This is a genomic window from Azospirillum palustre, from assembly GCF_002573965.1.
GTDB classification, from domain to species: domain Bacteria; phylum Pseudomonadota; class Alphaproteobacteria; order Azospirillales; family Azospirillaceae; genus Azospirillum; species Azospirillum palustre.
Genome location: NZ_PDKW01000036.1, coordinates 251136 through 275032, shown reverse-complemented (window position 1 = coordinate 275032; position 23897 = coordinate 251136). Strand labels below are relative to the sequence as shown.

Here is a 23897-nt window from a genome sequence, read left to right as displayed (position 1 = left end):
TGGTTGCAGGCTGTCGCCCCGTTCCTCCGTTTTCCGGGCATTGTCTTTCCATGCGGATCCTGTTCGTCCACCAGAACACCCCCGGCCAGTACAAGCATCTCGTCCGTCATTTCGCGGCGGATCCGGCCCACCGGGTCGCCTTCATCGGCAAGGTCCGGCGCGAACTGCCGGGCGGCGTGCAGATGGCGCTCTACCGGCCGACCCGCGAGCCGGGGGAAAACACCCACCCCTATATCCGCATGTTCGAAGGGCAGGTCCTGCATGGGCAGGGCGCGGTGCGCGCCGGGCTGGCACTGCAGAAGGAGGGCTTCACCCCCGATGTGATCTGCGCCCATCCCGGCTGGGGCGAGGCCCTGTTCCTGAAGGACCTGTTCCCGGACGCCCGGCTGCTGCTCTATTGCGAGTTCTTCTATCGGGCCGACGGGTCGGATGTCGGCTTCGACCCGGAGCGGCCGGTGACGCTGGAGACGCGCTGCCGCATCCGCACCAAGAACACCTCCCTGCTGGCCGGGCTGGACGCGATGGACTGGGGCGTCAGCCCGACCCGGTGGCAGCGGCAGCAGCATCCCGAGGCCTTCCGCCCGCGCATCTCGGTGATCCATGACGGGGTCGACACCGCGGTCTGCCGGCCGGATCCGGCCGCCACCGTCACCCTGCCCGACGGCCGCACCCTGTCGCGCGAGGACGAGGTGGTGACCTATGTCGCCCGCAACCTCGAACCCTACCGCGGCTTCCCGACCTTCATGCGGGCGGCGGCGGAGCTGCTGCGGCGCCGGCCGAAGCTGCACATCCTGATGGTGGGCGGCGACGAGGTCAGCTACGGCGCGCCGCCGGAGGGCGGCGGCACCTGGCGCGAAACCATGTGGCGGGAGACGATGCTGGACGCCGCCGGCGCGCCCAGCCCGGACTCGGCGCGGCTGCATGTGCTGGGCAAGCTGCCCTATGACAGCTACCTGTCGGTCCTGCGCATCTCGCGCGCCCACATCTACCTGACCTTCCCCTTCGTCCTGTCCTGGTCGATGCTGGAGGCGATGGCCTGCGGCGCCGTCATCGTCGGGTCCGACACGCCGCCGGTCGCCGAGGTGATCGAGGATGGGGTGAACGGGCTGCTGACCGGTTTCCACGACCCCATGGCGCTCGCCGACCGGGTGGAGACGGCGCTCGACGACCCGGACCTGCGCGCCGCCCTGTCGGCCGCCGCAAGGAGGACGGCGGTGGAGCGCTTCGACCTCGCCACCGTCTGCCTGCCGGCGCAGATCCGCCTGCTGGAGGATGTGCAGGCTGGGCGGGTACCGACGGACCTTGCACCGGGGGGCGGAGTGAATTAACCCGATTGTCAGAAAGCACCGGTTACGGTCGGGGTTCATTTCGATCCCTATGCGGCTCCCGCTCCCGGCCATCCGGGGCTTTGGGGAGCCGGCCGGCGGCTTCGAGCGATGCGGCTTTACAAGGACGGAACCGGCGGTGACCACACACTCCAGCAAGGCGGGCGCGACGAAGCCGGAACTTCCTGCCGATGGGTCCGACATGTCGGGCACCGGGCTTGAGGCAGGCTTGCGCATGCTGGACGGCCGGTCGGTCCTGGTGACGGGGGGAACCGGCTCCTTCGGGCGCCGCTTCGTCGAGACGGTGATGCGCCACGCCAAGCCGCGCCGGGTCATCATCTTCTCCCGCGACGAGTTCAAGCAGTACGAGATGCAGCAGCGCATGCCGGCGGAGTGGGCGCCGACGCTGCGCTATTTCATCGGCGACGTGCGCGACCGCGAGCGGCTGGAGCTGGCGATGCGCGGCGTCGATTTCTGCGTCCATGCCGCCGCGCTGAAGCATGTGCCGGCCGCCGAATACAACCCGATGGAATGCATCCACACCAACGTCTACGGGGCGGAGAATGTGATGCGGGCGGCGCTGTCGATGGGGGTGCGGCGTGTTGTCGCGCTGTCGACCGACAAGGCGGCCAACCCGATCAACCTCTATGGCGCCAGCAAGCTGGCGTCGGACAAGATCTTCATCGCCGCCAACAACCTGTCGGGCGCGCTCGACACCCGCTTCGCGGTGGTGCGCTACGGCAATGTGGTGGGGTCGCGCGGCAGCGTCGTGCCGCTGTTCCGCAAGATGATCGCCGAGGGCGCCGACCATCTGCCGGTCACCGACGAGCGGATGACCCGCTTCTGGATCACGTTGCAGCACGGCGTCGATTTCGTGCTGTCCTGCTTCGCCATGATGCAGGGCGGCGAGATCTTCGTGCCGAAGATCCCCAGCCTGCGCATCGCCGACCTCGCCCGCGCCATGGCGCCGGACCTGCCGCAGAAGATCGTCGGCATCCGGCCGGGCGAGAAGCTGCACGAGGTGATGATCACCGAGGACGATTCCCGCCAGACCTACGAGCTGGCCGACCGCTACGTCATCGAGCCGGCCTTCACCTTCTGGCAGCATGCGCCGTACGAGCGGTTGCATGCCCGCCCGGTGGCCGACGGCTTCCGCTATGCCAGCGACGGTAACGACGACTGGCTCGATGGCGAGCGGCTGCGCACCCTGCTTGCGGAAGCGCCCTGATGGCGGGCCCCTCGATGGGGGACCTGCCCTTCCTTCCCTATGGCCGCCAGTCGGTGGATGAGGAGGACATCGCCGCGGTGGCGGCGGTGCTGCGCGGCGACTGGCTGACCCAGGGGCCGGCGGTCAGCGCTTTCGAGCGGGCGCTCGCCGCGAGGGTAGGGGCGGTGGACGCCGTGGCCTGCGCCAACGGCACCGCGGCGCTGCGGCTGGCCTATGCGGCGCTGGGCATCGGGCCGGGCGACGCGGTGGTGGTGCCGTCCAACACCTTCCTCGCCACGGCGTCGGCCGCCCGCCATGCCGGTGCCGAGGTCGCCTTCGCCGACGTCGATCCCGACAGCGGCCTGATGGGCGTCGCCGAGGCCGAGGCCGCCCTCGCCCGCGCGTCCAGGGCCGGCTGGCGCGTCCGCGCCCTCGCCCCCGTCCATTATGCCGGACAGACCGCCCCGATGGATGGGCTGGCGGCGCTCGCGCAGGCGGAGGGGCTGGCGCTGGTCGAGGATGCCTGCCATGCCATCGGCACGGCCTATTCGTCAGGGGGCGGTGAAGTGCCGGTCGGCGCCGGCCGGCCGGAGGTGGAGGCGGGATCGCTGACCGTCTTCTCCTTCCATCCGGTCAAGACCATCGCGGCCGGCGAGGGCGGGGCGGTCACCGGCAGCGACCCGGCGCTGATGGCGCGGGTGCGGCGCCTGTGCAACCACGGCATGACGCGCACGCCCGAACCGGGGGAGGGCTTCGCCGATCCCGACGCCGCCCTGGACGCGGAGGGGAACGCCAACCCCTGGTACTATGAGATGGCGGAGCCAGGCTTCAACCACCGCCTGTCCGACATCCATGCGGCATTGGTGCTGAGCCAGCTCGGCCGGCTCGACCGTTTCGTCGAACGGCGGGCGCGGCTGATGGCGCTCTATGCCGAACGGCTGGCGCCGCTGGCCCCGCTGGTGCGGCCGCCGGCCCTGGTGCCCTGGTGCCGGCCGGCCTGGCACCTGTGCGCCGCGCGCATCGATTTCGCAGCCGCGGGGCGGACCCGTGCGGCCGTGATGGCGGGCTTGCGCGCCCTGGGCGTCGGCACCCAGGTGCACTATATCCCGGTCCATCGCCAACCCTACTGGCGCCGCCGCTACGGCGACCTCGCCCTGCCCGGCGCCATGAGCCATTACGCCCAGACGCTGTCGCTGCCGCTGTTCCCGGCCATGGCCGACACAGACGTCGACCGGGTCGCCGCGGCGCTGGAGCGGGTCCTGTCCTAACGGGGGTGCGGGTCGGACCCCTGTCGGTCGTCCAGGCGGTCGTTCGGGTGGCCGTTCAGTGTCCGGACGGTTTCGCTCAAGCGATTCCGTTAGCGTTTTGGACAGGATGGACCGATAACAATGGCGTCGTCAGGAGGGCATAGACCTAGGTCGAACGGCTGGAGAGCCGGATGGCCGGGGTCGGGCCGTCCCGAACGCCGTTTCACAGTGTTTCGCGTACGGACCTCCGAATTTGCTTCGCAACACGCTCTGGAATCTGCTCGGCGAGGGGCTGCCCATGGCGGCGGCCCTGCTGTCGATTCCGTTGCTCATCTCCGCCGTCGGGATGGAGCGCTTCGGCGCGCTGACCCTGATCTGGGCGCTGCTCGGCTATCTGGGCGTGCTGGACCTCGGGCTGGGACGGTCGCTGGTGCAGGTCATCGCCGACCGGATCGGCCATGCGGGCGGGCCCGGGGAGGCGGGGCAAGGCTCGGCGAATACGGCAGGGATCGCCGGGCCGGCCATCGCCCTGATGGGCGCCATCGGCATCCTGACCGGCGGGGCGGTGGCGCTGGGCGCCGGGCTGCTGGCCGACCGCTTCCAGCTGGAGACCGGCACCTCGCCGGACGAGATCCGGCTCAGCCTGCTGGTGGCGGCGGCCATCGTGCCGATCGCGCTGATCTCCGCCGGCCTGCGCGGCGTGCTGGAGGCGCACCAGCGCTTCCGCCCGATCAGCCTGGTGCGGATGACGGTGGGGGTGCTGAATTACCTGAGCCCGCTCTTCGTGCTGCCCTTCAGCCAGAGCCTGGTGCCGGTGATCGCCGCCATCGCGGCCGGGCGCTTCATCGGGCTGGTCGGCTATGGCGTGCTGGCGGTGGGCCAGGTGCCGGATCTGCTGCGCCCCGCCCGCTGGGGCCGCCCGAGCCTGCGCGGGCTGTTCACCATGAGCGCCTGGATGATGCTGAACAATCTGGTCGGCCCGGCGATGCTCTATGCCGACCGCTTCATCCTGCTCAGCCTGGTGCCGGCGGCGATGGTCGCCTTCTACACCACCCCGTTCGAGCTGCTGTCGCGGCTGATGGTGATCCCCGGCGCCCTGTCGCTGGCGCTGTTCCCGCTGGCCTCCAGCCTGTTCCGGCGCGATCCGCCGGCGCTGGGCCGCATCCTGGACGCCGGCGGCCACCTGACGCTCGCGGTGTTCCTGGCGATGCAGGCCGCCACCATCGTCGGCGGCGAGACGGCGCTGGAGCTGTGGCTGGGGCCGGCCTTCGCCGCCAACAGCGCCTCGGTGCTGTCGATCCTGATGCTGGGCGTCTTCTTCAACGCCACCGCCTATGTGCCCAACACGCTGATCCAGAGCGTCGGCCGCGTCGACGTGACGGCGCGCCTGCAGCTGGCCGAGCTGCCGGTCTATCTCGGCGTGCTGTGGCTGCTGGCCGAGCGCTATGGCGCGGTCGGCGCCGCCGTGGCCTGGAGCCTGCGCACGGCGGTCGATTGCGGGCTTCTGCTGGTCCTGCTGCCGCGGCTGGCGCCGGGGACCGGGACGGTGGCGCTGACCATCGGCCTGCGCGCCCTGCTGGCCGGGGTCGCCGGGCTGGCCGGGCTGCTGGTCGGCGGACCGGTCGGGGCGGCGATCAGCCTGACCGGCCTGCTGGCGGTCGGGCTGGGGGTCGCCGGCCGGCTGCTGCGCACCCGGTCCTGGGAAAAGCTGGCCGCCCCGCTGCGCAAGAGCCGGGCCGTCCCGCTGCCCGCCGCGCTGCCGGCACCGCGGATGAACGGGCAGGCCATCGACGGAGCGGCGGCGGACCGCTCGTAATAACATCCTGATCGGGGCATCGCCGTTCCTCCGGGGGCGGCCCGGCCACGCTCAACCGCTGCGGCGCGCAGGTGGTTCCTTTGCCGCCGAAAATGCGCTATGTGAGCGGAAACTCTGTGCAACGCTGGTTGGAGTTCGAAGGCCATGGCCGAGGGTACTGTGGACTATTACGCGATGGTCGAAGAGGCTTGGCAGCTCAGCGACACCGCGCGCGATTACGTGAAGAACGCCGGCCGTGAGGTGGACAACACCGAGCTGTGGGAAAAGGTTTTCGCCTCGTCGGCGCTGATCGACCTGGAGCGCACCCGCGCCGAAGGCGGCCAGCCGCTGCAGAAGATCTTCTTCAAGAACCCCTACGGCCTGCAGTACCGCGCCGACCACAAGGACTGGATCCCGTTCCGCCACGGCGCGCTCGATCCGGCCTATCTCCAGGTCATCTGATCGCATCATCTGACCTGCGTCATCCGGTTGACGTTGCCTGATCGGCCCTGACCCGGCGGCCGGTGCCGTCCTGCGGCAGGGGTTTTGGGGGAGCGTGCATGGCACGGCTGGTGGCGGGGCAGGGCTTCGCCCTCGATCTGGATGAGGCCCGGCTGGCGAACGGTTTCGTCGCCGATGCCTTCACCACCGTGCCGGATGCCTCCTCCATCGCCGCCGGTGCCGGCAGCCAGACCGTCGCGCGCACGGTCGCCGGCCGGGCGCATGCCGCCACGCTCGACTATGCCGCAGCCGGCAGCGGGATGGCGGCGTCCGTCCGCTTCACCGGGCTGACCGACCGCGATGCGGCCGGGCTCTTGCGCTACCGCATCGAAGGGCTGGATGTCGCCCTGACCGGCGGGACGCTCGACCGGCTCGGCGCCCGCATCTTCCAGCAGATCGACGGCTTCGTCGGGGCGGACGGCAACGACAGCGTCTATCTGGGAATCCCCGGCGGGCGCAGCTTCGACGGCGGTGCCGGCACCGACCGCGCCATCTACACCGCCGACCCGCGCCGCTATGCCATCCAGGGCGGCAGCTACCATGCCGAGACGCCGGTGGTGGTGGCGCTGGACAGCCGGCGCTATGCCGTGGTGTCGAGCCTCGCCACGGATACCCTGACCGATGTCGAGCTGCTGACCATCGACGGCCGTACCGCCGCTCCGGCGGCCTTCGCCTTCGATGCGCGCAGCTATCTGGCGGCCAACCGCGACCTTGCCGCCGCCTTCGGCGACAACGCGATCGCCGCGGCGGCCCATTACGCCTGGAACGGCCGGAACGAGGGACGCAGCCTGGGCGGCTTCGACGCGCTGGGCTATCTGGGCGCCAATCTGGACGTGCTGGCCGCCGTCGGCCTCGATGCCGGGGCCGCCATCCGGCATTACCTGGCCTATGGCGCCCGCGAAGGGCGGACGGCCGGCTTCGACCCCTACGGCTATCTCGCCTCCAACCCGGACGTGCTGGCCGCCGTCGGCATCGATCCGGCGGCTGCGGTGGTCCATTATGCCCGCTTCGGCCGGGGCGAAGGACGCGGCGTCACCTTCGACGCCGCCGCCTATCTGGCGGCCAACACCGACGTGGCGGCGGCCACCGGCGGCGACGCCACCGCGGCCAAGCTCCATTACCTCTCCTTCGGCCGCAGCGAGGGCCGGCCGCTGCGGGTGACGCCCGGCCGGTCCGTTGCGCCTGCCGCCGAAGGGCTGGCCATGGCCGCCGCCGCCCCGGCTTGGGCGGCGGACCAGCTGATCCCGCAGGGTGCGCCGGTGGCGGTGACCGGCACGACCGGCAACGACACGCTGAGCGGCAGCGCCGCCTATGACGCGCTGGGCAACCCGATCAGCGACGCGGTGGACGGGCTTGCCGGGATCGACAGCTTCGTGTTGACCGGTGCGCTCGCCTCCTACAGCCTGTCCTTCGACGGCAGCGGCACCCTGCAGGTCAGCGGTCCCGACGGCACCGACACGCTGACCGGCATCGAGCTGCTGCAGGCCACCGACGGGGTCTATCCGCTGGGGTCGCTGGTGAGCTTCTCCCAACCCTCGCTGAGCGGGCTGACCGTCTCGGCCGCGGCCACCACCGGCAACGACTATCTGGTGGGCGGGCTTCAGAACGACGCCATCGGCGGCGGCGGCGGGAACGACACCATCGCCGGACTGGCCGGCAACGACACGCTGTTCGGCAATGCCGGCAACGACGTCCTGCTGGGCGGCGACGGCGCCGACCAGCTGGAGGGCGGTGCCGGCAACGACCTGATGTTCGGCGGTGCCGGGGACGACCTGATGCGCGGCGACGTGATCGACGTCGTCGGCAACGACACCCTGCTGGGCGAGGACGGCAACGACTGGCTCGACGCCGGGGCCGGCAACGATTGGCTGGACGGCGGCGCCGGCAACGACACGCTCTATGGCGGGCTGGGCAGCGACGTGCTGCGCGGCGGCAGCGGCGACGACGTGCTGTTCGGCGACGTCTATTCCGACCGCAGCCACGAGATCTCGGTCAACCCCAACGACACCGTCACCGGCTATGAGGACGTGCTGCTGGGTGGCAACGGCAACGACACGCTGATCGGCGGCTATGCCGCCGACCTGCTGGACGGCGGTGCCGGGGCCGACGTCTTCTCCATCCGCAACCTGAACGAATCCACCCTGGCCGCCCCCGACGTGATCATCAACTTCAATGGCGCCGTCGTGGCGGCGGAGGCGCTGAAGGGGCTGGCGAGCTATGCCACCGCCGGCGCCGAGGGCGACCGCATCGACCTGTCGGAGATCGACGCCATCACCGGCACCACCGCGAACGACGCCTTCACCTTCATCGGCACCGCCGCCTTCAGCGCGGCGGGCCAGCTGCGCTATCAGGCGTCCGGCGCGGTGACGCTGATCGAGGGCGATGTGAACGGCGACCGGACGGCCGATTTCCGCATCCAGGTCAACATCGCCAACTACAGCTTCTCCGCCTTCGACTTCGTGCTGTAGGTTGGCGGCCACCCTCATGATGTTCACCCTTATCAGGACCGAGCGGTTCGAGCAGGACATCAAGAAGAGCCGTTTCCTGGCTCAGGCCGCCCCGGCCGGCAGCGAGGAGGAGGCGCGCCGCTTCATCGCCGCGTCCAGCATGCCGGATGCCGGGCACAATTGCTGGGCTCTGCGGGTCGGCGACGTCTATCGCTTCAGCGACGACGGCGAACCGGGCGGGACGGCAGGGCGGCCGATCCTCCAGGCCATCGAAGGGCAGGGAATGGACCGGGTCGCGGTGGTGGTCAGCCGCTGGTTCGGCGGCATCCTGCTGGGGGCGGGCGGGCTGGTGCGTGCCTATGGCGGGACGGCGGCAAGCTGCCTGAAGGCGGCGGAGCGCGAGCCCATCGTCGCCTATGCCACCCTGTCCGTCGCCTGCGGTTTCGCCGAGGAGGCGCGCATCCGCTCCAGCCTCGGCAGCTTCCCCGGCACGCGGGTGGAGACCACCGGCTTCACCGCCGACGGGGTCCGGCTTCTGGTCACGCTTCCCCAGGACCGGTCCGATGCCTTCGTCCGGCTGGTCACCGACATTTCCCGCGGGCAGGCGGTGGTCGAGCGCGGCGGGGAATGAACGGGCGCGGATCGGCGGATATACATTTTTCCATAAGCATTCTTATGTGTTTTTCGTCTGCATCGCGGGCAGGGGTCCGCAATTCTGTCGTTTTGCGTGCATGGAATGGCCGGGGCGGGTCCGTTGCCCGCCCCGGCGTGGGTTGCTATTGTTTTTCCGGTAGTATCCGGAGGATGAATGACCACCGCGGCATTGCACGCCCTGAACCGCCTGTCCGATACGGCGATCAGCACAGATCCTTTCCCCCATCTGGTCGTGCCGGACTTCCTGCCCGCCGACCTCTATGCCCGGGCCTGCGCCCAATGGCCGGAGCCCGCTGCCTTCGGCATCCTTCAAGCCGGCGATCTGCCGGCGCGCCATCAGGTGCCGCTGACCGAAAGCTGGCTGGCCCGCTGCGACGGGGAACAGGCGGCGGTGTGGCGCGACGTGCGCGACTGCCTGTTCAACCCCGCCATCGTCGCGTCGATGGCCGAGCGCTTTCCCCAGGTCCGCGACAAGCTGGGCTGGGTCGATGCGCCGCCGGTGCCGAACATGCGCATCATCGAAGACCATACCGGCCACGCCATGCTGCCGCACACGGACATCGAGGCGACGATGTTCTCGATGCTGCTCTACATGCCGGCGGACGGCGGCCCGCCCAACCCGCAGGCATCCTCTCTGGGCACGGCGCTGTACCGGCCCCGCGATCCCGATTTCCGCGGACGGGGGATGGACCGCTACCCGCGCGCGGATTTCGAGCTGGTGGCCCAGGCTCCCTACCGCCCCAACCATCTGCTGGCCTATGCGCCGTCCGACCGCTCTTTCCATGGGGTGGAGCCGGTTGCGGCCCCCTGCGAGCGGCGGTTGCTGATCGCCTTCGCGGTGGTGGAGACCCGCCCTCCGTCACGGCGCGGCGCGGTCTGAGAATGGCCTGCCGTCAGAAGGACGTCAGTACTCTGCCGGCTGCCTGTCCAGCCGGGCCTCCAGGCCATTCTCCAGGCCATTCTCCAGCCCATTGATCGCCTCGGCCCAGGCATAGGCGCCCTGGATCGGATGCAGATGGTGGTCGCGCGGGTTGGGGCTGCGGTAGGCGTCGGCGATCAGACCGGTTCCGGCATCGAGGACATGCGCGGAAATGTCGGTGTAGGGAATTCGCCGCCGGGCCGCTTCCGCCGCAAGCAGCCGGTTGTAGCGCATCGTCAGCTCGGTGCGGTCGCGCAGGCTTGCGGTCACCGTGTGGCGGGCGCGCGCCACGGCGCCTTGGCGATGGCCGTCGGGAATGGTGGGAGGAACCGCTCCGGTCACCACGACCCGGCTGTAGCCGGCATCGATCAGCGTGTCGATGAAACAGGCATAAGCCTCTATGGACGCGGCCAATTGCGCGTCCACCGACTCGCCCAGCGTCTGCGCCCGCCACCAGATGACGAAGCCGCAATCGACCTCGCCGAGCTGGAGGACCGGCACGACGTCCGGCAGGGCGGGCAGCAGCGCCTCCCGGAAATGGGCGATGGCCTGGGTGTGGCTTTCAGGATTGCGCAGGCCGACGGCCGTGGCGCCGGGGACGATGAGGAACCGGGATGGACGGCGGAGCAGACCGAGCGTGGCGGCAATCTCGAAGGCCTGAACATGACTGTCACCGATGAAATACCAGCTGTGCATCGCCTGCCCCTGCCTGCCTTGCCGATCAACATACCGGCATCCCGGCAGAAGCCAACAGCCTGAGTTGCAGACCGGCGTCCAGGATCGGCGATGTGCCGCCGGGATCCTTGTCTGCACAACCCCCGATAGGGTTTGGGCTGAACATTGCGCCGCTGAACTTTGGAGCCTTGTCGCGGCCCCCTCTTTATTTCGGTTCCTCTTGTCGCGGTCTGCCTTGTGGCGGTTCCGGGCCAAGCCTCCAGCCGGAATCGGCATACCACTTTTTCGTGTGGGAAAAGAGGTTCCCTATCAGAAGGCGGATTTTTTGGAATATCTCTGGGTGGTATGGAGAAAAGACGAAATACCCGCCTGCGTATGGGGCTGCCTTCTTTTTATTTAACTGCAAGTCTCCCCCGTTCTTGCCGGAGATACTCCGCTTTATTGGGTTGTGAGTGGCGTCTTCCTCCTCACATTTGGGTGAATACGGCCGTTCGGCCTCAATAATCATCACCGGAGTGCGGTGTGGACCGACGGCCGATGGACTGCCCTGTCCCAGCTCCTCTGCCAGTTCCTCTGCCCTGCCGCCATCAAGGAGGATCATCCGTGCGCGACGTACTGATTGCGGACGCCAGCCTCGACGATCTCGATCTGCTGCTCGACCGTTGCCGGCCCGATGTCCGGATCGTCCGGGTCGCGGCCGATGAGGATGGCGGGGCGGCGCTTGCCGACGCACTCGCCGACCGTCCCGCCGCCATCCATCTGCTGGCCCATGGCGAGCCGGGCGCGGTCCGGCTGGGTGCCGGCCGGCTCGACATCGCGGCGCTGTCGCGGTCTTGGCCGCAGGCCCCGGACACCGAGATCCTGATCCATGCCTGCGACACCGGCGCCGACGGCGGCCGGTTCGCCCAGGCGCTCGCCCAGGCGACCGGCGCCCGCGTCGCCGCCGCCAGCCATCCGGTCGGCCATCCGTCGCTCGGCGCCTCCTGGGACCTCGACGTGACCACCGGGCCCGTCGCCGCGGCCCTGCCCGTCTCCGACACCAGCGCCTGGGTCCAGCGGCTGGCCTACACCGGCACGCCTGGCGACGGCGACGACACGCTGATCGGCGACGACACCGGCAACACCATCGATGGCGGGGCCGGCAACGACAGCATCGTCGGCGGCACCGGCAACGACAGCCTGATCGGCGGGCTGGGCGACGACACGCTGGTCGGCGGCGGCAACAGCGGCCAGTCGGCCGGCGACACGCTGAACGGCGGGCTGGGCGCCGACCATTATGTCGGCGGCAACGGCTTCACCATCGTCACCTACGAGAACGCCACCACCGGCATCACGCTGGACCTGACCAACGGCGCCAACAACACCGGCGAGGCGGCGGGCGACACCTTCGTCGACATCCAGCGCTGGGTCGGGTCGGAGCATGCCGACAGCCTGACCGCCGGCGACACCGCCGTCTGGTTCTGGGGCCATGGCGGCGACGACCTGGAGCATGGCGGGGCCGGCAACGACACGCTGGAGGCCGGCGACGGCAACGACACCGTCTTCGGCGGCGGCGGCAACGACCTGATCTATGGCCGTGCCGACAATGACGAGCTGCACGGCGACGCCGGCAACGACACGGTGGCCGGCGGCGGCGGTGCCGACCTGATCTATGGCGGGGACGGCAACGACCTGCTGAAGGGCGACTGGGAACGCGACACCATCCATGGCGGCGACGGCGACGACACCATCCTCGCCGGCATCGTCAGCGCCGGCAGCTATGGCCAGGCCCAGGCCGACCTGATCTATGGCGAGGCCGGCAACGACCGCTACATCGTGGTCAGCCAGTACGATGCCGGCACCGTCAGCTTCGACGGCGGCGAGGGCACCGACACGCTGGAGATCCACTCCGACGACCTGAGCAGCTACAACGGCTACGACCTGGAATATTACACCGCCGTCGCCTCCCCCGCGATCGACCTGACGGGGATGACGCTGACCGGGGTGGAGCGGCTGGAGCTGACCGGCAGCAAGGCCCATGACGTCACCCTGACCGGCGCCCAGGCGGCCGGCTTCGAGGTCATTGCCGGCAGTGCGGCGTCCGACACCCTGCGCATCGCCGGCAGCGCCGACCTGTCCGGGGTGGCGATGTCGGGCATCGAGGCCATCGATGTCACCGGCAGCGGCGCCACCCTGACGCTCGCCGCCTCGCAGCTGGCCGGGCTGGCGCTGACCGGCAACGGCAATACGCTCGCCGTGACGGCGTCCGGCACCGGAGCCTCGGTGGACCTGTCCGGCGCCGCCGGTTTCGGCCGGGTCGCCCTGACCGGCACCGCCGGCGCCGACGACCTGACCGTCGGGGCCGGGGCGACCGTCACCGGCAATGGCGGCGACGACGTCATCCGCATCGCCGCCGGGACCACCGGCGCCGTCACCATCGCCGATGCCTTCGTCGGCGACCGGCTGGTGATGACGGGCGCCGATCTGGGTACCATGCAGGTCGAGACGGGCGCCGATTCCACCACCCTGCGGGTCGGCAGCGATCTGGCGGTGACGCTGACCGGCAGCTTCGCCGCCAGCCAGTTCCAGGTCGGCAGCGGCGGCAGCGTCACCATCGTTCAGGCCAACGCCGCCCCGGTGGCGGAGGCCGGCAAGACGGTGATGGCCCAGGCCGGCGCTCCGGTCGCTCTCGGCATCGCCGCCCCGACCGACGCCGACGGCGACGCCCTGACCGTGACGGTCACCGGCCTGCCGGCCGGCGGCGCCATCCAGCTGGCCGACGGCACGGCCGTCACCGCCAACCAGAGCCTGACGCTCGCCCAGCTGTCGGCCCTGACCTTCACCGCCGCCGCCGGCACGGCCGGCGACGCCGGCTCCTTCGCCTACACCGTCACCGACGGCCATGGCGGCACCGCCGGCCAGACCGTGGCGCTGACGGTGAATGCCGCCCCGGTGGCCGAGGCCGACAAGACGGTGACGGCCCAGGCCGGTACGCCGGTCGCCTTGGGCATCGCCGCCCCGACCGACGCCAACAACGACACCCTGACCGTGACGGTCACCGGCCTGCCGACCGGCGGCACGCTGGCGCTCGCCGACGGCACGGCGGTGACGGCGAACCAGAGCCTGACCGCCGCCCAGCTCGCAGCCCTGACCTTCACCGCCGCCGCCGGCACGGTCGGCGATGCCGGCTCCTTCGCCTACAGCGTCGCCGACGGCCATGGCGGCTCGGCGGCCCAGACCGTCGCCCTGACGGTGAACGCCGCCCCGGTGGCGGAGGCCGACAAGACGATGACGGCCCAGGCCGGCGGCACGGTCGGGCTTGGCATCGCCGCCCCGACCGACGCCAATAACGACGCCCTGACGGTGACGGTGACCGGCCTGCCGGCCGGCGGCACCATCCGGCTGGCCGACGGCACGGCGGTGACGGCGAACCAGAGCCTGACCACCGCCCAGCTCGCGGCATTGACCTTCACCGCCTCCGGTACGGTCGGCGACGCCGGCGCCTTCTCCTACAGCGTTGCCGACGGCCATGGCGGCACGGCGGCCCAGAGCGTCGCCCTGACGGTGGAGGCCGCACCGGTCGTCTCGCCGCCCCCGCCTCCTCCCCCGCCCCCGCCGCCCGTCACCTCCTCGCCGGATCCGGTGGTGGAGCCGGCCGTCAACCATGCTCCGACGGTGCAGGCCGACAAGACGGTGAGCGCCCAGGACCGGACGGCGGTGTCGCTCGGCATCGCGGCCCCCGCCGACATCGACGGCGACACGCTGACGGTGACGGTGGCCGGCCTGCCCGGCGGCGGCATCGTGCGGATGGCCGACGGCAGCACCGTGACGGCGAACCAGACCCTGACGGCGGCCGACCTGCCGGGGCTGACCTTCCTGGCCGCCGCCGGTGCTGCCGGCGATGCCGGGTCCTTCGCCTACATCGTCGCCGACGGCCATGGCGGTGTCGCGGCGCAGAGCATCGCCCTGCAGGTGGTCCCGGCGGCCGATCCCGCCTCCACCACCCCGCCGGCCGCCGGCGGGCTGCCGCCCGGCTTCAACGCGCTCGCCTACATCGCCTCCTACCCGGATCTGATCGCCGCCTTCGGCACCAACACCGACGCCGCGACCCAGCATTACCTCCAGGCCGGGCAGGCGGAGGGGCGGACGGTGACCTTCAACCCGCTGGCCTACACCGCCTCCTACCCCGAGCTGATCTCCGCCTTCGGCACCAACACCGACGCCGCCACCCGCCATTACATCGAGCACGGCTATTCTGAGGGCCGGCACCCCAACTTCAGCGGGCTCTCCTACATCGCCTCCTACCCGGACCTGTCGGCGGCCTTCGGCGCCAACGCCGATGCCGGCACCCGGCATTACATCGAGAGCGGCTATGCCGAGGGGCGGGCCGCGACCTTCGACGGCTACAATTACCTCGCGGCCAACCGTGACTTGGCGGTCGCCTTCGGCACCAATGCGGATGCCGCCGCCCGCCATTACATCGAGCATGGCCAGGCCGAGGGCCGGCCGGCCCAGGGCTTCGACGCGCTGCGCTACATCGCCAGCAACCCGGACCTGATCCAGGCCTTCGGTCCCGACGTCCAGGCGGCCGAGATCCACTATGTCCAGAACGGCTATGCCGAGAACCGGTCGCTGACCGCCTTCGATCCGGCGGCCTATCTGGCGAGCAATCCGGAGATCGCCGCGGAGTTCGGCACCAGCGCCGCCGCGGTCGAGCTGGCCTACATCAAGCGCAGCACCTCCACCGCGGCGGAGGCGGTGGCTGCCGCCAACGGAGAGGCGCCCATCGCGGTCACCATGCTGGCGGCCGGGATGACCGGGTCGCAGGCCCAGGGGATCGACGGCGGCTTCCACGATGCCTCGTCGGGCACGGCGGCCGGCCTGCTGGCGGCGGGCGACGGCGGGCTCTCCACCCGGCAGCGGACGGAGCTTCCGGCGTAAACCCCCTCCCGCCTGTCCACCGGCTGCCCATGGCGGCCGGTGGACAAGGGATGGACCCATCGGGTTGAACCCATAGAGGGGCGGCGGCAAGCCGCCCTTCCTTTTTGAAAGCCGCCGCCTCAGCCGATGGGGGTGCGCGAATGCTTCAGTTCTTCCCGTCCGGGCGGAAGGGAGCCGGCATAATCGAGCTTTAAAATCATTATTCTATTTAATGATTTCATGAATATATGACAGGCCCCTTAGCCCCGTCCGTCCGCCAGTTCATCGATCCAGGCGAACTGGCGCGGCAGGCAGACGGTGTGCAGATCGTGGTTGGCGCGGATGAAGGCGCGGGCCTCGGCGCCCAGCCGGTCGCGCGCCGCCCGGTCCGCCAGCAGATCGGCCACGCTGTCGGCCAGTGCCCGATGGTCGAAGACGCCCACCAGCCGTCCCGTCCGCTCATGCTCGATGACCTCGCGAACCGGAGCGGTGTCGCCGGCGACCACGGCGGCGCCCGCGCTCATCGCCTCCATCACGCTCCAGCTCAGCACGAAGGGGTAGGACAGGTAGACGTGGACGGAGGAAAGCTGGAGCAGCGGAACGAAGTGGTCGTAGGGAATGTTGCCCAGGAAGAACACCCGCGACCAGTCGGCCTCCGGAATGGAGCCGCGCACCTCCTCGATGAAGACATCACGCCAGCTTCCCGACGGCGGCGGCGCCCCATAGGTGACCCCGGCCCCGCCGACGATCAGCACATGGGCCCGGGGGCGCCGGGCCAGCAGCCGCGGCAGGGCGCGCATGAAGCTGTGATAGCCGCGATAGGGCTCCAGGGTCCGGTTGACGAAGGTCACGACCTCGTCCGTCCGCGTCAGCGTGAGCGTGCCGTTCAGGGTGGCGCGGGCGTCGGGGTTGGGAGCCACCGCCCCGGTGTCGATGCCGTCATGCACCACGGTGATGCGGTCGCGGAAGAGATGGGGAAAGCCGTCGGCCTGCCAGCGGGTGGGAGACAGCCCGGCGTCGGCGGTCTCGAACTGCATCAGGTTCGCGGCGTTCTTCAGGCGCAGGCGGCATGGATCGCCGGCATCGCGCACCGGGAATTCGGGATCGAAGCCGACATCCGCGCCCTCCGCCCGGTAATAATATTCGCAATAGATGCCCAGCCGGGCCCGCGGCCAGACATCCTTCACGAACAGGCTGTCGCCCCAGGCGGGATGGGCGACGATCACGTCGGGAACATAGCCGGCCGCCTTCATCGTCAGCGCCCGCTGAAACAGCGCCTCGCCATGGATCGCGTTGGTTTCGAAGTCGACGGCCCAGGGATGGACGCCGGAGGCCGGTGCCCGTGACGGTGCGTAGGGAACCACGGTGACCCCACCCCAGCCGGGCGGCACCTCCATCGTCCGGCTCAGGGCATGGACCGTGTGCCCGCGCTGCACCAGGTTCGGCGCCAGGGCCTTGAACTGGCCGGGAAAGCTGGGATGGATGAACAGGATCTTCATGGAGGGCGTCACGGTCCGGCGGAAGGGGCTGCGGAAGCGGGCGATCATGCCACGGGACCATGGCAAGTCGCTGCCGGAATTTCCCGCGTTCGGTGTAAAGCGCTGGAAATTCCCGCTTCCCACGCTTCAGGATGGATCCGGTTTCGCGCGATACGGCCCGGATTTTTCAAGCCGGCGGAGGGCTGGCGGCGACCAGGGTCCGGCGCATATGGAGCGCGGTCAGGAAGCCGACCGCCGCCGCGGCCCCGCCCAGCAGGAAGACGCTGCCATAGCCGGTGCGGTCGGCGAGCAGGCCGGCCACCGGGCCGGTCAGGCCATAGGCCACGTCCTGGAAGGCGGCGAAGGCGCCGAGCGCCGTCGCCCGCAGATGCGGCTGCACCAGATGCACCACCTCCCGGCCCATGGCGGGAAAGACCAGGGAGCAGCCGAGCCCGGTCAGGAAGGCGCCCACCAGCGCCAGCGTGGGGTCGCCGGCGCTCCATACCAGCAGCTGGCCGACCGCCTCGACCGCCAGCGACCCCATCGCCACCGGCAGGCCGCCGATGCGGTCCGGCAGATGGCCGAAGGCGAAGCGGACAAGGACGAAGCCCACCCCGAAGGCGGTCAGGCCGAGCCCGGCGAACGGCCAGGATTCATGGACGAAGTGCAGGGTGAAGAAGGCGCCGATGGCGGCGAAGCCGATGCCTTGCAGGCTGACGACGGCGCCGTGCAGCCAGATCCGGCCGAGCACGCTGCGGAAGGGCGGGCGCTTCGCGCCGGGATGGGCCGCAACCCCCGTCATCGGGCGGATCGCCAGCAGCCCCAGCGCCGGCAGCAGGGCGCCGACCGCCATGGTGCCGGCGAAGCCGATGCCGTCCAGCAGCAGGAGGCCCAGCGGCCCGCCCGCCGCGAAGGCGCCATACAGCGCCGCCCCGACCAGGGCCAGCACCTTGCCCGAGCGCTGCGGCCCGACGATGCCGATCCCCCAGGCGATCACGCCGACGCCGACGAGGCTCTCGCCCAGCCCGATCAGCAGGCGTCCCGCCACCAGCACGGCGAACGCCGCCCAGGGTCCGGCCCAGGGCAGGGGCGGCAGCATGCCGGCGCCGAGCGAGACCAGCCCGCCGGCGATGTAGAGCGCCAGTCCGCGGGCGACCGCCGGCTTGGCGCCGCCGCCGTCCACGAGATTGCCGGCGACGCTGCGGGTGAGGATGGTGGCGAGAAAGGCGCTGCCGACGCCCAGCCCGGCCCAGAAATTGCCCAGTCCCAGGGTCTGGGTCACGAACAGCGGTGTCACCGGAAGGGAGATGGCGACGCAGAGATAGGAGAGGAACAGGATGGCGGCCAGGACGAACAGGCGGGCCTGGGACCGGTCCGGCGATGTGTTGTCCTGCGAGGAATTTTGCGAGGGATTTTGCGGCTGGCCGCGTGCCGGATCGTATGTCGGCTGGGGACGCATGGTGTGCTCCACACTGGTCCGCGGTCGACGCGCGTTCCGGACAAGCGAACGCACTCCGACCGCTGGGGATCGTTGAGTGCGTTGGTTGACGTTGAACGCTTACGGCCAGTGTGACTGACGACTGACAGACAGCTAACCGATCCGGCCGGGCAAGACAACCATGAAGGAATCGGGGAAATCGCTGTGGCGATTGGCCGTCAGCGGGGCTTGCGGTCGGGCTTCATGGAGGGCAGTGCCAGATCGATCACCAGACGGTGGCCGCGGTCCTTGTCGGGGGCCAGGGTGGAGACGGCGAGAAGCCGGACCGCTTCGCCCTTGCCATCCCCCTTGCCGTCGCTTCCGCCATCCTCGTCGCTGAACAGCAGGCGGGTGCCGCTGCCGGTGCGCTCCGCCCGGTAGCCCAGCGCCGTCGCCGGCAGGCGGCCCGACGGAGGAGCCTGCCACTGGGTGCCGGGAAGCGTCATCTCCAGCCGGCCGTCGGGGCGGCGCACCGGCGTTTCGAAGCGCGGCTCCTGGTCGAAATCCATCACGACGCGCAGCCCGTCGCCGCCGTTGGCGGTGCGGATGCGCTCCACGGTGCGGGACTGTGCCGCGCTTGCCACGGTCTGGATGCCGGCCGGTCGGGCCGGCGCGTCGGGGACCGGCTTGACGCCGGGGCGCAGGATTTCCACCGCCGGCTCCGTCCGCGGGGCGGGGGCGGCATCCTGCGGTTCGGGCTTCGCCGCCGGCAGCGGGGCAGCCGGGATGGAGGCGGGAGACGGAGCCGGTTGGGTGGGGGCCGGTTGGGTAGGAGCCGTCTGGACCGGAGTTGGCGGCACCTCTGCCGGCTGGCTTGCGGCGGGTTGCGCCTCCGCCGGCTTCCTGACCTGCTCCACGAAGCCGCCGCGGCGGCCTTCCGCGCGGCCCTGCTGGACATAGTGGGCGTAGCCGCTGGAGAGCTGTCCGCTGCGGACGGCGGCGGCGACGTCGGGATTGGCGGCCAGATAGGCGCGCTCCCGCCAGCCGGTCGGCTGCGCCGTGGCGGTGTCCACGTCCGCGGGGCGGCGCCAGCTGGACAGCAGCGAGGGCATCGACCCGTACAGGCCCAGCCCCTCCACCGCCAGCGACAGCCAGAAGGGCGTCAGCAGCAGGATCAGAAGGCGCAGGAGCTGGGGGATCGGCGACAAGGCGGCTTCTGTCCGGCGTAGGGAAAACGGTGCCGGTCCCGCTGGCCCGGCTGTCCTGCATGCCTACTCCCAAGCACCGCACCGGGTCCAGGAAAAGCAGACTGGCGAAGTGGACCATCGGGGAGACCGCGGAAGAGCGCCCGGCGGCCCTTCGGTCCCCTCCCTTCGAACACCAACGATGCGGGGTACCCCATCGTTCGGGTGGCCGCGCGGGGACACGATGCTCACCTTCGGTTGGCCGCAGCCGTTCGGCGCCACCCCTTAGAGTTTCGGAACCGGGAAGCCTTCATGGAACAGATGCGAGACGGATCGCCGGCCGATCCGGCGCGGGACCCCTCCCCCCCTCCCCCTGGCGCCCAAACCGGAGCCAATCCTGGCCCGAACCCCAATTCCGGCCCTACCCCCGGCCCCCGTCTCGATCCTGGCATCGCCGGGCTGGTGTCGGCGCTGCGCATCCTCGGCATTCCGGCCGATTACGACGGCGTGCGCCATGCCTGCGGCGGTGAATCCCCCGACCTGACCGGGCTGGTCCGCCAGGCCCACCGGCTGGGCGCCAAGGCCCGCGTGGTGAAGACCAAGTGGGAACGGCTGGAGCGCACGCCGCTGCCGGCGCTGGTCCCCGGTCCCGACGGCGGATTCCTGGTGCTGGCCAAGGCCGGCGGCGACCGCGTTCTGGTGCATGACGCGGCGACCAACCAGACCCGCATCCTCGACCGCGAAGGGTTCGAGCCGCTGTGGACCGGCCGGCTGATCTGCCTCGGCCGCAAGGGCACGATGGGCATGGGCCAGCCGCGCTTCGACGCCCGCTGGTTCGGCGCGGTCGCCTGGAAATACCGCGGCATCCTGGGCGAGGTGCTGCTCGCCTCCTTCTTCATCCAGCTGTTCGCGCTGGTGACGCCGCTGTTCTTCCAGGTGGTGGTCGACAAGGTGGTGGTGCACCGCAGCCTGGGCACGCTGGATGTGCTGATGGCCGGCATGCTGGCCGTCATCCTGTTCGAGGCGGTGCTGGGGGGCCTGCGCACCTACACCTTCGCCCACACCGCCAACCGGCTGGACGTGGAGCTGGGGGCCAAGCTGTACCAGCGGCTGCTGTCGCTCCCCATGGGCTATTTCGCCTCGCGCCGGGTCGGCGACAGCGTCGCCCGCGTGCGCGAGCTGGAGACGATCCGCAACTTCATGACCAGTTCCACCATCACGCTGGTGCTGGACCTGCTGTTCACCGTGGTCTTCCTGGGCGTCATGCTGGTCTACAGCCCGATGCTGACGGCGATCGTCGCGGCCTCCTTCCCCGTCTATGTCGCCATCAGCCTGGTGGCGACGCCGATCCTGCGCCGCCGGCTGGACGAGAAGTTCGCCCGCGGCGCCGAGAACCACAGCTTCCTGGTCGAGACGGTGTCGAGCATCGAGACGGTCAAGGCGATGGCGGTCGAGCCGCGCATGCAGCGCCGCTGGGAGGACCAGCTGTCCGGCTATGTCCGCGCGGGTTTTCGCGCCGGCAACCTGAACAACGTCGCCAGCCAGTCGGTGCAGTTCGTCTCCAAGATCTCGACCATGCTGGTGCTGTGGCTGGGGGCGAAGCTGGTGATCGAGGGCAGCCTGACGGTGGGCGAGCTGGTGGCCTTCAACATGTTCGCCGGCCGCGTCGTCCAGCCGGTGCTGCGCATCGCCCAGCTGTGGCAGGACTTCCAGCAGGTGCGGCTGTCGATGCACCGCATCGGCGACATCCTGAACACGGCACCCGAACCGTTGCAGAGCGCCGGCCGCGCCGCCATGCCGGCGATCAAGGGTGACCTCAGCTTCGACCACGTCACCTTCCGCTACCGCCATGACGGGCCGGAGATGCTGAGCGACGTGTCGCTGCATATCCCGGCGGGCCAGGTGGTCGGCATCGTCGGCACGTCCGGCTCGGGCAAGAGCACGCTGGCCAAGCTGCTCCAGCGCTTCCATGTGCCGGAGCGCGGGCGGGTGATGGTCGACGGCACCGACCTTTCCACCGCCGACGCGGTGTGGCTGCGCCGGCAGATCGGCGTGGTGTTGCAGGACAATGTCCTGTTCTCGGGCACCATCCGCGAGAACATCGCGCTGACCGACCCGACCATGGACATGGCCCGCGTCGTCGCCGCGGCGAAGCTGGCCGGCGCCCACGACTTCATCGTCGAGCTGCCCGACGGCTACGACACGGTGGTGGGGGAGCGCGGCGCCAGCCTGTCGGGCGGGCAGCGGCAGCGCATCGCCATCGCCCGCGCGCTGGTCACCAACCCGCGCATCCTGATCTTCGACGAGGCGACCTCGGCCCTCGACCATGAATCCGAACGGATCATCCAGGCCAACATGCGCCGCATCTGCGCCGGCCGCACCGTGCTGATCATCGCCCACCGCCTGTCCACCGTCGCCATCGCCGACCGCATCGTCACGGTGGAGCGCGGCCGCATCGTCGAGGACGGCGCGCCCGACGAGCTTCTGCGCCGCGGCGGCCGTTACGCCACGCTCTTCCGCGGCCAGATGGGGCAGCTGCCGGGTGCGAACCCGCCGCCCGCCGACGGGCTGATCGAACAGCGGGCCGCGGGCTAAGGGGAAATGAACGCCATGAGCAAGACGACCGCCGCGGTGAAGACTACCCCCGCCACTCCCACTCCCGCCACCCCTCCCGGCGTCAGGCCGCCGGCCAACGCGCCTGGCACCCCCGGCGGCCCGCGTCCGCCGACCAAGCTCCAGGGCCGGCCGCAGAAGCGACGGCGCGACGAGATGGACTTCCTGCCCGACGCGCTGGAGATCCTGGAGCGTCCGCCGTCGCCCACCGCGCGGACCTTCACCGCCGTCATCATGCTGGCCTTCACCGCCGCCTGCGCCTGGGCCTGGTTCGGCCATGTCGACGTGGTGGCGGTGGCGCAGGGCCGGGTGGTGCCGAGCGGCCGGACCAAGACCATCCAGCCGATGCAGACCGGCGTCGTCCGCGCCATCGCCGTGGAGGACGGCCAGCTGGTCAAGGCCGGACAGACCCTGATCGAGCTCGACCCGACCGAGGCGGTGGCCGACCGCGGCCGCATCCGCTCCGACCTGTCGGCGGCGAAGGCCGAGGCGGCGCGGCTGCGGGCGGCGCTGGAGGTGGTGAACGGCAACCCCGACGCCGAATTCGTCGCCCCGGCCGGCCTGTCGCCCGAACTGGCGCGGATGCAGGGCCAGCTTCTCGCCAGCCAGATCGCCGAGCAGCGCGCCAAGCTGGCCGCACTCGACCGCGAGCAGGCCCGGCGCGAGGCCGACCGCGCCACCGTGGTGCAGACCATCGCCAAGCTGAACGCCACCCTGCCGCTGATCCGCGAGCGGGCGGAGGCGCTGTACGACCTGTCGAAGCGCGGCACCTCGTCCCGCTTCCAGTATCTCCAGCTCCAGCAGGATCTGGTCGGGCAGGAACAGGAGCTTCTGGTCCAGAAGATCAAGCTGACGGAGTCCGACGCCTCCATCGCCGCCACCGCCGAGCAGCGCCGCCAGACCGAGGCCGAGTTCCGCCGCCAGCTCTACACCAACCTTGCCGAGGCCGAGCGCAAGGCCGCCTCGCTGGAGCAGGAGCTTGCCAAGGCCGACCAGCAGGTCGACCTCCTGCGGCTGACCGCCCCGGTGGACGGCTATGTCCAGCAGCTGGCCGTCCACACGGTGGGCGGCGTGGTGACCACCGCCCAGCCGGTGATGGTCATCGTGCCGGAGGACAGCCGGCTGGAGGTCGAGGCCTTCATCCCCAACAAGGACATCGGCTTCGTCCAGACCGGCCAGGTGGCCGAGGTGAAGGTGGAGGCCTTCTCCTTCACCAAATACGGGCTGATCCCCGGCCGTGTCGCCTCGCTGTCCAGCGATGCCGTGCAACAGCAGCAGCAGGCCGACAAGGGGACGGACAAGAGCGCGGCGAAGACGCCGGAGGCCGGGTCGGTCTATGCCGCCCGCATCGCGCTGGACCGCGACACGCTGGAGGTCGACGGCAAGCAGACGCGGTTGCAGCCGGGCATGACGGTCAGTGCCGAGATCAAGACCGGCCGCCGCCGCATCGCCGACTACCTGCTGTCCCCCCTCTCGCGCAGCGCCCAGGAGGCCATGCACGAGCGGTGAGTTTCTCCCTCTCCCAGGGTTCCTCCC

Annotated in this window: 15 protein-coding genes; 11 read left to right on the top strand and 4 right to left on the bottom strand. The window is 70.5% G+C overall.

Annotation, left to right across the window (positions count from 1 at the left end; all coding sequences use genetic code 11):
* Positions 1-50 precede the first annotated feature (50 nt).
* From CRT60_RS01565 to CRT60_RS01530, 8 genes are all read left to right on the top strand, one after another.
* A complete protein-coding gene (locus CRT60_RS01565) occupies positions 51-1328 on the top strand; it encodes a glycosyltransferase family 4 protein (protein ID WP_098734688.1) in 1278 nt (425 codons plus the stop codon).
* 136 nt (positions 1329-1464) lie between these two features.
* On the top strand, positions 1465-2553 hold the full coding sequence (gene pseB, locus CRT60_RS01560; protein WP_204561565.1) for a UDP-N-acetylglucosamine 4,6-dehydratase (inverting): 1089 nt from the start codon (positions 1465-1467) through the stop codon (positions 2551-2553).
* The gene (gene pseC, locus CRT60_RS01555) at positions 2553-3800 is read left to right on the top strand and encodes a UDP-4-amino-4,6-dideoxy-N-acetyl-beta-L-altrosamine transaminase (protein WP_098734687.1); all 1248 of its coding nucleotides are present in this window, start codon (positions 2553-2555) and stop codon (positions 3798-3800) included. Before pseB ends, pseC begins: the two co-directional genes overlap by 1 nt.
* A gap of 232 nt (positions 3801-4032) precedes the next feature.
* Positions 4033-5595: a flippase gene (locus CRT60_RS01550; RefSeq protein WP_098734686.1), complete on the top strand. Its 1563-nt coding sequence runs from the start codon at positions 4033-4035 to the stop codon at positions 5593-5595.
* Between the two features lie 144 nt (positions 5596-5739).
* Positions 5740-6036 carry a hypothetical protein gene (locus tag CRT60_RS01545; protein ID WP_098734685.1) on the top strand — a complete coding sequence of 99 codons (297 nt, stop codon included), beginning with the start codon at positions 5740-5742 and terminating at the stop codon, positions 6034-6036.
* 98 nt (positions 6037-6134) lie between these two features.
* On the top strand, positions 6135-8543 hold the full coding sequence (locus tag CRT60_RS37445) for a calcium-binding protein (RefSeq protein ID WP_098734684.1): 2409 nt from the start codon (positions 6135-6137) through the stop codon (positions 8541-8543).
* A 16-nt stretch (positions 8544-8559) separates the two neighbouring features.
* Positions 8560-9153 (top strand): IMPACT family protein, encoded by a 594-nt coding sequence (locus tag CRT60_RS01535; protein ID WP_098734757.1) that lies wholly within the window; start codon positions 8560-8562, stop codon positions 9151-9153.
* A 177-nt stretch (positions 9154-9330) separates the two neighbouring features.
* Entirely contained in the window at positions 9331-10056 is a 726-nt protein-coding gene (locus CRT60_RS01530; RefSeq protein WP_098734683.1) for a hypothetical protein, read from the top strand.
* Positions 10057-10080: 24 nt separating this feature from the next.
* Here CRT60_RS01530 and CRT60_RS01525 read toward each other — a convergent pair whose 3' ends face one another.
* Positions 10081-10791 (bottom strand): hypothetical protein, encoded by a 711-nt coding sequence (locus tag CRT60_RS01525; protein WP_098734682.1) that lies wholly within the window; start codon positions 10789-10791, stop codon positions 10081-10083.
* A gap of 582 nt (positions 10792-11373) precedes the next feature.
* Here CRT60_RS01525 and CRT60_RS36075 point away from each other — a divergent pair.
* Complete coding sequence (locus CRT60_RS36075; RefSeq protein WP_211100110.1) at positions 11374-15690, top strand: Ig-like domain-containing protein; 4317 nt, start codon at positions 11374-11376, stop codon at positions 15688-15690.
* Between the two features lie 239 nt (positions 15691-15929).
* Here CRT60_RS36075 and CRT60_RS01515 read toward each other — a convergent pair whose 3' ends face one another.
* From CRT60_RS01515 to CRT60_RS01505, 3 genes are all read right to left on the bottom strand, one after another.
* Positions 15930-17216 (bottom strand): glycosyltransferase, encoded by a 1287-nt coding sequence (locus CRT60_RS01515; RefSeq protein WP_244592205.1) that lies wholly within the window; start codon positions 17214-17216, stop codon positions 15930-15932.
* A 118-nt stretch (positions 17217-17334) separates the two neighbouring features.
* Positions 17335-18606 carry an MFS transporter gene (locus CRT60_RS01510; protein ID WP_098734681.1) on the bottom strand — a complete coding sequence of 424 codons (1272 nt, stop codon included), beginning with the start codon at positions 18604-18606 and terminating at the stop codon, positions 17335-17337.
* 197 nt (positions 18607-18803) lie between these two features.
* Entirely contained in the window at positions 18804-19772 is a 969-nt protein-coding gene (locus tag CRT60_RS01505; RefSeq protein WP_098734680.1) for a hypothetical protein, read from the bottom strand.
* A gap of 288 nt (positions 19773-20060) precedes the next feature.
* On the opposite strand from CRT60_RS01505, the gene CRT60_RS01500 reads away from it, so the two are divergent.
* Positions 20061-22343 (top strand): type I secretion system permease/ATPase, encoded by a 2283-nt coding sequence (locus CRT60_RS01500; RefSeq protein ID WP_244592204.1) that lies wholly within the window; start codon positions 20061-20063, stop codon positions 22341-22343.
* Positions 22344-22358: 15 nt separating this feature from the next.
* Positions 22359-23870: an HlyD family type I secretion periplasmic adaptor subunit gene (locus CRT60_RS01495; RefSeq protein ID WP_098734754.1), complete on the top strand. Its 1512-nt coding sequence runs from the start codon at positions 22359-22361 to the stop codon at positions 23868-23870.
* Positions 23871-23897 lie beyond the last annotated feature (27 nt).

What these genes read in the sequence shown, in the direction of transcription:
- CRT60_RS01565 (WP_098734688.1), top strand. Translation starts at nt 51, where the DNA reads ATGCGGATCCTGTTCGTCCACCAGAACACCCCCGGCCAGTACAAGCAT.
- pseC (WP_098734687.1), top strand. Translation starts at nt 2,553, where the DNA reads ATGGCGGGCCCCTCGATGGGGGACCTGCCCTTCCTTCCCTATGGCCGC.
- CRT60_RS01545 (WP_098734685.1), top strand. Translation starts at nt 5,740, where the DNA reads ATGGCCGAGGGTACTGTGGACTATTACGCGATGGTCGAAGAGGCTTGG.
- CRT60_RS37445 (WP_098734684.1), top strand. Translation starts at nt 6,135, where the DNA reads ATGGCACGGCTGGTGGCGGGGCAGGGCTTCGCCCTCGATCTGGATGAG.
- CRT60_RS01535 (WP_098734757.1), top strand. Translation starts at nt 8,560, where the DNA reads ATGATGTTCACCCTTATCAGGACCGAGCGGTTCGAGCAGGACATCAAG.
- CRT60_RS01530 (WP_098734683.1), top strand. Translation starts at nt 9,331, where the DNA reads ATGACCACCGCGGCATTGCACGCCCTGAACCGCCTGTCCGATACGGCG.
- CRT60_RS01525 (WP_098734682.1), bottom strand. Translation starts at nt 10,791, where the DNA reads ATGCACAGCTGGTATTTCATCGGTGACAGTCATGTTCAGGCCTTCGAG.
- CRT60_RS01515 (WP_244592205.1), bottom strand. Translation starts at nt 17,216, where the DNA reads ATGATCGCCCGCTTCCGCAGCCCCTTCCGCCGGACCGTGACGCCCTCC.
- CRT60_RS01510 (WP_098734681.1), bottom strand. Translation starts at nt 18,606, where the DNA reads ATGCGTCCCCAGCCGACATACGATCCGGCACGCGGCCAGCCGCAAAAT.
- CRT60_RS01500 (WP_244592204.1), top strand. Translation starts at nt 20,061, where the DNA reads ATGGAACAGATGCGAGACGGATCGCCGGCCGATCCGGCGCGGGACCCC.
- CRT60_RS01495 (WP_098734754.1), top strand. Translation starts at nt 22,359, where the DNA reads ATGAGCAAGACGACCGCCGCGGTGAAGACTACCCCCGCCACTCCCACT.